Source organism: Levilactobacillus parabrevis ATCC 53295 (assembly GCF_001434055.1).
GTDB lineage: Bacteria > Bacillota > Bacilli > Lactobacillales > Lactobacillaceae > Levilactobacillus > Levilactobacillus parabrevis.
In genome coordinates this window covers 25,224-33,724 of the sequence record NZ_AZCZ01000031.1, presented here as the reverse complement: position 1 = coordinate 33,724, position 8,501 = coordinate 25,224, and the positions used below count along the sequence as shown (strand labels likewise).

The window sequence follows — 8,501 nt, the reverse complement described above, 5'->3', positions numbered from 1 at the left end:
CAAAGTGACTTATAATAATATTTATTGGGGAATCATATGAGTAATGATATTGGCGGAGCAATTCACGAACGAGGTTATGTTTACAACTTTCATTTTCACTTGGTCTGGGTCACCAAATACCGGCACAAAGCATTTACAACGCCCAAGTTAGTCGCTGAAATGACCGACATTCTAACGAAAATAGCCCGACTAAACGAAGTAACCATTGAGCAAATGGAAGTAATGCCAGACCATATCCACCTACTACTAAGCTTTAAACCCAAGTATGCACCAACTAATGTTGTCAAAGCCTTCAAGGGTGGCTCGGCTCGTTTATTCTTTGAATTACATCCCGAGATAAAAGCTCAGAAGTTCTGGAGCGGACATCTTTGGTCCCCAAGTTACTTCATGAGTACCCTGGGCGATATGAGCAAGGAAACTGTAGAAAATTATATCGCCAGTCAGCGAAGGAGATAGTGGCATTCATCCCTTGTTTGAAAGCAAGGGAATTCTGCCTAGCTTATATTAAACTGTGGCCGAAACTGGCTAGAACAAGCCGGACAGATATAATCAACCGCGTTAAAGTAGTGACGAACCGTCAGCGCCGCAAAGATCACAGCTATCACCATCGCGGTCCCAAAGATCCACCAATTGCCAACGACAATACTGTAGACCAGAGCCACTATTTCAATGGCATCCATTATCAATCCGCTAACCACCATGCTCACATGAATCCGACGTAATCCCTTCTTGTTTGCCATAATTAAGTCCATGTCTTCAATCGATTGGATGGGCACCGTGGCAAAGTCGGCGAGTCCAGCACGGACCTGCATGACCGTCTTTAGCTTCTCGGCATTCGCTGCCTGCTCATCCCGTAGCCGCTGCTCCTGCTGATCCAACACAAGCCCTAACACGCGAGATGCCTGGTCACTGTCGATGATTTCCTGAATAGCCGCCAAAGATAGGTCCATTCCCTTGAGCAAGAGAATCAGCTTTAATCGTTGCAGATCCGCCGCAGTATACAGGCGGCGGCCTCCCTCACTGACTTCGGTTGGTCGCAGGAGCCCGCGCTTATCGTAGTACTGCAAGGCGCGCACCGACACGTGAGCCTGCTTGGCCAGTTCACCCGTTGTAAATTTAGACACGGTCGTTCACCTCCTACCTTAGGTATACCCGATGACGTCGCGTAACGTGCAAGGGCCAAACGTCTTATTTTAAAATTAATCGCATATTTCCCGGGGAATATTTCAAGATCGACGCACTTGCCAATTCATTTCCCGGGTTATTATTCTCTATTATATCGTAACCAGCCCATAATCAAGCCCACCTATCAAAAAGCGGAGAATCCCCCTCGTTACGCCAACACCTGAAAGCCTACGTTTGAACCACAGGGGCGTGACAACACCACTCTGGTTATTTTCAACTCGGAAACTTCGCCTTCAAGGTTCATCATTGTCCATCCTTATTGACATTTCCACCACCCCACACAACTCTTTGATTTCCAGGCAACGTAAGCCATAAAAAAATGCAACTCCATAGTGGAATCGCATTTCTAACAGACTATCGATATATATAACAAAGTTACCTGACTTCAGTAGGCGAAGACTGGTTAGTATGATCAATATTTAATGGTCGCACATAACTGTGAATGACCTTTTTAATTCTGACTAATGTTTCCATCGTCGGCGTCGATTCTGGCGGTATAACCAGACCAGTAACGCAACAACTAACGCTGCCGGTAAGAGCACCGCGTACGCCGCCATTAACGACGTGAAGGCGGCTACCAGCAACGCACCGCCAATGAAACTCAACATAAGTGCCCCGGTATCCAACGCCTTGGCACGGGCATCCCGATTGCGATAGCGCACTCCGTCATACAGGGATTCCGAAATGCTGCGCACGTTGCCGGTCATCATGAGCGGGGTAAACGCTGCCCCCTTGATTTGCCGAAATTCCTGCAGTTCTGCTGCGGCCGCCAATGATAATAACGCCGCTAGCAGCACACTTGGTAGATGATTATTTAGGAATAGTACAACCATTAATAATGCCAGCATGTAACCCAACACGACCATCTGGGAACTTACGCGCGACTTTTCCGAAAAATGCTGAAGCACCCGCACAATGACCGTCCCCACAACGAATGCAAGTAGCGAAGCCAGGTAGCGGCCCACAACCGCCAGTTGGAAGTGCCCCAGGCTAACTCCCAACAAAATCAGGTTACCCGTCTGGAGGCCGGCAAACACGGCGCCGTGTTCCAGGTAGGAATAGGCGTCTAGCGCCCCCGCAACCATGGTTAAGCCACAGCCGAACAACAATTGCTCGTGGGCGGGAAATGTTATCTGTCTCAATTCAACTCACCTCTCTGAACTTTCTGCGTTCAAATAGTGTAGCCGAAATTATTTGAGTTTTGATTAAGACCCGCAAAAAGCCACAGCAACACCCCGCTCGGTTGTTGCTGTGGCTTACTTTAGCACGTTACTTAAAAGTCTTTAAAGAATCCATGATGAGTTGAATAAAGGCTGGCCGATCAATGTCCAATAGCACATCTGTATTCTTCGGTTTGCCGGTCAATTCGTAGTAATCACAAACCGTTTCGCCACGAACCAGTTCGCCCTGCGTTTCAACGTCCACGTTCATCAGCTCGCTTTCAAACATTTCTGGATGTAGGAGCCAGGCAATCGTGCACGGATCGTGGAGGGGTGCGCCCTTGAAGCCCCACTTAGGATTTTCGTGGTAGACCTCAAAGAAGTTCAGTAGGCCCTGGAAGGCGTTGGCCACAGGATTATTGATCTCGCCAATGGCGGCGATTTCTGGTTTGAGAATCTGGGCCTTATGCGTCACGTTCAACGGCGCCATCGTCAGTGGAATCCCAGCGTTGAGAACAATTTTGGCTGCCTCGGGGTCGACATAGATGTTAAATTCGACGGAAGGCGTCCAGTTACCCAGACCCATCGCACCACCCATGAAGACAATGCGGTCGATTTTTCCCTTGAGCTCCGGATAGACTCGTAGGAACAAAGCAATGTTGGTCATCGGCCCAGTCACCACCAACGTCACGGGGTCGTCACTCTCCCGCAAGGTTTTGGCAATCAATTCGATAGCGGTCATATCCTGTACGGCAAAATCGGGATCGGGCAGATCAGCGCCATCCAACCCGGACTTTCCATGGACATTCCCTGCCGTTTCCAGCGGTTGCATCAACGGCGTTCGATTGCCGCCGGCGACCGGAATCTCCTGATGGTGCATCAGGGTCAACAGCCGCATAGCATTGTTTAAGGTCTTCTCTGGCGTTTGATTCCCCGCGGAGGAAGTTACTGCCAACAGGTCAATCTCGGGACTCGCCAGCGCCAGCATCATGGCTAACGCATCGTCGTGCCCGGGGTCACAGTCCATAATTATTTTTTTCATGAGGGAATCGCTCCTATCTGTTCATTTCGGTTAATTTCCATTCTATGCTATGATGATTGCGCTTACAAGTTCTCGTAAAAAACAAAAAGTTCCGCCGAACTTAATCGACGAAACTTTTGTAAACCTCTGATTGGGCTAGCTGGGTTCGAACCAGCGCATGACAGGATCAAAACCTGTTGCCTTACCACTTGGCTATAGCCCAATGAATTGGATAAATTACTTACCCCAACAGAGAATAATTTTATCATCTTACCCTAGGTAAATGCAACCCTTTTTTTCGAGATTTTTGTCCAATAAGCAGAAATAGTTGACGACACCCCTATGAAACCGCTACGATAAACTATAAAATACTTGATAATGACAGCCATCAACAGAGTGACTGTTTCTATGACTGTCCCATTATTTGTTTTACGTTTTAATAATACAATTATTAATAATAAAGAAGTGAATTGCATGTCAACTAATATTACGATCAAAGATGTCGCTAAGCAAGCTGGGGTATCGGAAGCCACCGTTTCGCGGGCGCTCAACGATAGCCCCCAGGTCAAGCGCGACACCCGCCAAAAAATCCAAAATATTGCCCGCAACCTCGGCTACCGGCCCAACGGCCTTGCCCGCAGCATTCGGGTTCAAAAAAGTCACACACTGGGCATGATTATCCCCGATATTCTAAATGGCTTCTTCACGCAGCTCAGTCGCGCCATTGAAGATACAGCCAGCCAAGCCGGCTACGACGTCCTTATCGTCAACACTGACGAACACCTCAGCAAGGAAGCCAAGGCGATTAACTTAATGTTGGAGAAACAGGTCGATGGCCTCATCATCACCAGCGCCGGCAACAGTACTGATTATCCGAAAATGCTGGGCAACACCCCCGCCGTTTTTGTGGATCGGATGCCACCGGCCGACGTCGTCTCACAGTACGACCGCGTACTCGTGGACAACGCTCAGGGCACTCAGGCTATCATTAACTGCCTGATTAGCCGTGGTGCCCAGCGGATCGGGATCATTAACAGTTCCGTCTCTGCGACCGCCAAAGAGCGGCTACAAGGCTATCACCAAGCACTAGCTGCGGCCGGATTACCCACTGATCCTGCCATTGAAGCTACGGCGCGAACCGATGGTAGCAACGTCCCCCAAATGACACGCCAACTCCTGGTCAATCAGAAGTGTGACGCGCTCTTTGCGGCGGATAATACCATCATGACCGGCGTGCTGACCAAGCTTCCTGAGCTCCAGCTTCCAGCCTTTCAACTAGGCGCCTTCGACGACAACGATTGGTTTGACTTTTTGCCGCAACCCATCGTCACGGCCAAACAGCCAATTGCCGAACTGGGCCGCATTGCCGTTGAACGGGTTCTTGCCAGAGCCGCCGATCACCAGCTCGCAACGCAAGAATTTCGGCTACCGGCGGAAATCATTCCCCGCCCGGACAACGCCTAGTAAGCTTGGCACACAAGGATTCTAACTAACCGTGCATTCCCGCAACCATTGTGTGTTACCATCCATCTCTACTAGGTTTCCATTTGAAACTCAGGTATACTCAGGACATCAAGCAATCACTACATTTCTAAACCATCCAAACAAAAATCCTCGCCGTTATCGACGAGGATTTCTTAGTCACTGATTGTATTTTTTACACAGCGGATTGTAACGCTGAACGCTGAAAAAGCAGTTATAACAATTCAGCTAATATTCAGATTAAAAACTAGTGCAACCGCAGGCGAAATCTTATTTAAACCTGAATCCTTAATCTAAAATCTGGCAGAACTCGATAGTTTCCTGGTTAGGTCCCAGAATGTTAAAGAACCGAATCCCGTGATCCCAGAACGATGGAATCGACTGCACCTCATCATTGACAAGGTTCAAGCCCTGTTCCTTAGCCGCCGCGAACGCCCGATCGACATCCGTCGTGTTCAACGAAATATGGTTAATGGCGCCGGCCGTCGGATTCGTGGGGTCACCTTCCCAGGTTTCAATCGTCAAATTGCCAAGCCGCATGAAGGCACAGCGGTTCTCACCGTTAGGAAAGAGCCCGGCCTGAGTGAAGCCCAGAGACTTGTAGAAAGCAATGGTGGCATCCAAATCAATTGAAGGAATTCCCACGTGCTGAATCCCCGTAATATACGAACTAACTGACATATCTAACGCTCCTTTGAAGTTTACCGTAACCGTTACTTACCGACGTCGACTTGTTGGTGCTTCAGCTTCGGAAAGACTACCCGATCGGCAATCCCGGTGATTCCACCCTGCGCGAGGAAGGCAAAGACCGTTCCCAGACCAAAATTCACGAATGAATGGGTGATCAACAAGGCAATGATGGCCATAATGGTCGGTGGAATGTAAGACGCCCACATCGCTCTGGACGCGTTTCCTTTGAAGTAACGGAACCGCAGAATCTGCATCAAATCATCGGCGGGATGTAAGACTAAGTTGACCCGCTGATAAATCGAGATGGCAATGGCAATCAACGCCACACCCAAGAAATTCAAGGCAATGTATCCGGCAACCATACCCGCACTGTGTGCAACGGGAAGGCCCGCAAACACGGCGGTCTTGCCGTTGAAGAAGTCCGCGAAGACCTGAATCAACGCTGAGAATGGCACCATGAAGGCCATGTTCCCGGCAATTCGCTTCCAGTCCCAGTGATGAATCAGGACGGCGTTTAACGCCGCGGTTAGGAAGCCCAAAACCAGGAATGCCCAGAAGAGGTTCCAGTGGAAGGCCGCTCCTAAGTTAGCCTCCGCAGCTGACCAGTAAGCCGCTCCTAAAAATGACGGGTGAATCTTAGCGCTGGTGACTAACGTGAGGACGTTTCCGGCTGAGTTGATCACGATTGACAGGGCAAAGAAGGCTAACGACTTTGACATCGATAGGGTCCGGCCACTGTCGACGTCACGACTCTGCGCGCCATCGTTGAATTGACTTACTGCTTCAGCTCTCATAATTAATTATCCCTTACCTTTACTGGTTGTTGCCAACCTTGACGACCGCCTTGCTGACGCCCTTGATTTTACCGTTAAGGACATCTTCGACTTGTTCCAAACTAACTTCGTGACTGATCAAGGAATCGACATCTACTTCACCACTGGCCATTAAGGCAATGGCATCTTCGAAGGCGTATGGGTTGATGAAGGCTCCTTGGATCTTCAATTGCTTTTGATAAACTTCGTACGTGTTCATGGAGAAGGTTTGATCTGGCTTGCCGACCCCGAACATCAGGACTTGCGCACCCTTTCTGGTAGCGGCGACGGCTTGTTCCTGCGTTTGTGGTAACCCAACGGCTTCGATAACAACATCGTAGTCGGCAGGAATGCTGTCCCGCTTAGTGTTGTAGGTATTCGTAACACCAAACTTTTCCTTGTTGAAGGCTAATTTTTCATCAATAATTCCGGCAAAGTCCACTTGGTGAACACCGTATGCTTGTAAGAGTTGCACGAACAATTGGCCCATGAACCCATCACCAATGACTAAGGCCTTTTGATACGGCTTAACGTCGATCAGGCTCATCCCGTGAACGGCGCAAGAGAGTGGCTCCGTGGTGGCGGCATCCTTCAAGGAAGCGCTTTCAGGAATAGGGTAAACAACGGATGATGGGGCAGTGAAGGATTCCTCCAGACCACCATCACGGGTAACCCCAACGGCTGACAGATTGTCACAAAGTTCTGGGCGATCCGTCCGGCAGTACTTGCATTGGCCACAGTAGATGTTAGGATCAACGGTCACCCGATCGCCAACCTTGACGTTGGTGACGTCACTACCAATAGCTGCGACGATCCCGGAATTTTCGTGTCCCAAAACGATTGGTGGCACAGCGTTAGCGGAACCAGGAAGACCCGCATACAGCGCACGGTCGGTCCCACAGATACCAGCGTAAGCGGTGTTGACCAAGACCTCATTTGATTTAACTTCTGGCTTCTTCAAATCTTGAATCTCCATTTGTTTCGTTCCAGTTAAAACTAAGGCTTTCATAATTGAAATCTCCCTTTCTATTTTTTGTATTCTTTAAGTGCGAGGGCAAAATCACCCAGCGTTGCAGAACCATTATTTTTAACCGCCGGCATCACGATGTAATCCTCGAGTTTGCCAACGTCGACGTAATCATTTAATAATTTGGCAAATTCGGCGCGAACCTTGACCAAGAAACCTTCGCTAACGACACCGCCACCGAAAACAATCTTGTCGGGTCGAAGCATCAGCGTTTCCTGCAAGGCGGCCTGGGCGACGTAGTACGCGAGGATATCCCAGACATGATCCGTCAGTGGCACGTCCTTACCAGGCTTTCCCAGCCGCGCATCAAACGTCGGGCCACTGACCAACCCCTCCAAGCAATCACCGTGGAAGGGGCAAATCCCTGGAAAGTCTAAGTCATCGGGGTGACGCTTCAGTCGAACATGTCCCATCTCAGGATGGCCAAGACTCCCGATGAACTCTCCGTTGACGATGGCCCCGGCACCCACGCCGGTTCCAATGGTGAAGTAGACCAACGAGTTGATCTTTTCATTGAACAGCGTCGACATGATGTATTCGCCATAGGCCGAACCATTCACATCGGTCGTCCAGAACATGGGCACGTCGAGATCTTGCTTGAGCCGCCCCACAAAGTCCGTGTTGGGCCAGCCCTTCTTAGGGGTATTCGTAATGTAGCCGTACTTCGGTGAGTTGTGCCGGAGTTCAATGGGACCAAACGACGAAATTGCGATGGCCTTAACATCCGGGAACTGCTTGAAGTAGGCGATAGTTTTACTTAACGTTTCTTCAGGGGTCGTCGTCGGAATCCGCACCTTGTCTAATACTCGGTAATCTTCATTACCAATGGCACATACGAATTTCGTTCCCCCAGCTTCAATACTGCCGAGTTGCATAAATATTGCCTCCATCTTTCGTCGGGGTTGTCACCCACGACACATAATTACTAGGCTGTGAATCACTAGCCCGTTCACCTTTAAAGCGCTTTCAGTATAACATCAGAAATACCCTGAATAAGCCCCTTTCACCAACCTGAAATTTTCAGAAAGCACAAATACGGCTCACTGTGGCCCGAATGTAATCGATTACATTTTTCGTACATCTCAGGCCACATTCCTACAAACGCTGGTGAATAGAAAATAATG

General features: G+C 49.3%; 9 protein-coding genes and 1 tRNA gene. 2 read left to right on the top strand and 8 right to left on the bottom strand.

Features of this window, described 5'->3' with window-relative positions:
• Window positions 1-36: 36 nt before the first annotated feature.
• Window positions 37-456: an IS200/IS605 family transposase gene (tnpA, locus tag FD07_RS08870; RefSeq protein WP_057161940.1), complete on the top strand. Its 420-nt coding sequence runs from the start codon at window positions 37-39 to the stop codon at window positions 454-456.
• A gap of 38 nt (window positions 457-494) precedes the next feature.
• Here the strand turns inward: tnpA and FD07_RS08865 are convergent, their stop codons facing one another.
• The 4 genes from FD07_RS08865 to FD07_RS08850 all read right to left on the bottom strand — a co-directional run bounded on the left by FD07_RS08865 (window position 495) and on the right by FD07_RS08850 (window position 3,589).
• Entirely contained in the window at window positions 495-1,124 is a 630-nt protein-coding gene (locus FD07_RS08865) for a MerR family transcriptional regulator (protein ID WP_020089989.1), read from the bottom strand.
• A 522-nt stretch (window positions 1,125-1,646) separates the two neighbouring features.
• Entirely contained in the window at window positions 1,647-2,327 is a 681-nt protein-coding gene (locus FD07_RS08860) for a YoaK family protein (RefSeq protein ID WP_027826015.1), read from the bottom strand.
• 127 nt (window positions 2,328-2,454) lie between these two features.
• The gene (gene rihA, locus FD07_RS08855; RefSeq protein ID WP_020089987.1) at window positions 2,455-3,387 is read right to left on the bottom strand and encodes a pyrimidine-specific ribonucleoside hydrolase RihA; all 933 of its coding nucleotides are present in this window, start codon (window positions 3,385-3,387) and stop codon (window positions 2,455-2,457) included.
• 130 nt (window positions 3,388-3,517) lie between these two features.
• A tRNA-Gln gene (locus FD07_RS08850) sits at window positions 3,518-3,589 on the bottom strand.
• 251 nt (window positions 3,590-3,840) lie between these two features.
• Here FD07_RS08850 and FD07_RS08845 point away from each other — a divergent pair.
• Complete coding sequence (locus FD07_RS08845; RefSeq protein WP_020089986.1) at window positions 3,841-4,830, top strand: LacI family DNA-binding transcriptional regulator; 990 nt, start codon at window positions 3,841-3,843, stop codon at window positions 4,828-4,830.
• A 306-nt stretch (window positions 4,831-5,136) separates the two neighbouring features.
• Here the strand turns inward: FD07_RS08845 and FD07_RS08840 are convergent, their stop codons facing one another.
• Genes FD07_RS08840 through scrK form a run of 4 tightly spaced genes read right to left on the bottom strand, consistent with a single transcriptional unit; the run spans window position 5,137 to window position 8,252 of the window.
• Window positions 5,137-5,529: a VOC family protein gene (locus tag FD07_RS08840; protein WP_020089985.1), complete on the bottom strand. Its 393-nt coding sequence runs from the start codon at window positions 5,527-5,529 to the stop codon at window positions 5,137-5,139.
• A gap of 32 nt (window positions 5,530-5,561) precedes the next feature.
• On the bottom strand, window positions 5,562-6,332 hold the full coding sequence (locus FD07_RS08835; protein WP_020089984.1) for a hypothetical protein: 771 nt from the start codon (window positions 6,330-6,332) through the stop codon (window positions 5,562-5,564).
• Between the two features lie 19 nt (window positions 6,333-6,351).
• A complete protein-coding gene (locus FD07_RS08830; protein ID WP_020089983.1) occupies window positions 6,352-7,359 on the bottom strand; it encodes a zinc-dependent alcohol dehydrogenase family protein in 1,008 nt (335 codons plus the stop codon).
• Between the two features lie 17 nt (window positions 7,360-7,376).
• Complete coding sequence (scrK, locus tag FD07_RS08825) at window positions 7,377-8,252, bottom strand: fructokinase ScrK (RefSeq protein ID WP_020089982.1); 876 nt, start codon at window positions 8,250-8,252, stop codon at window positions 7,377-7,379.
• Between the last annotated feature and the right edge of the window lie 249 nt (window positions 8,253-8,501).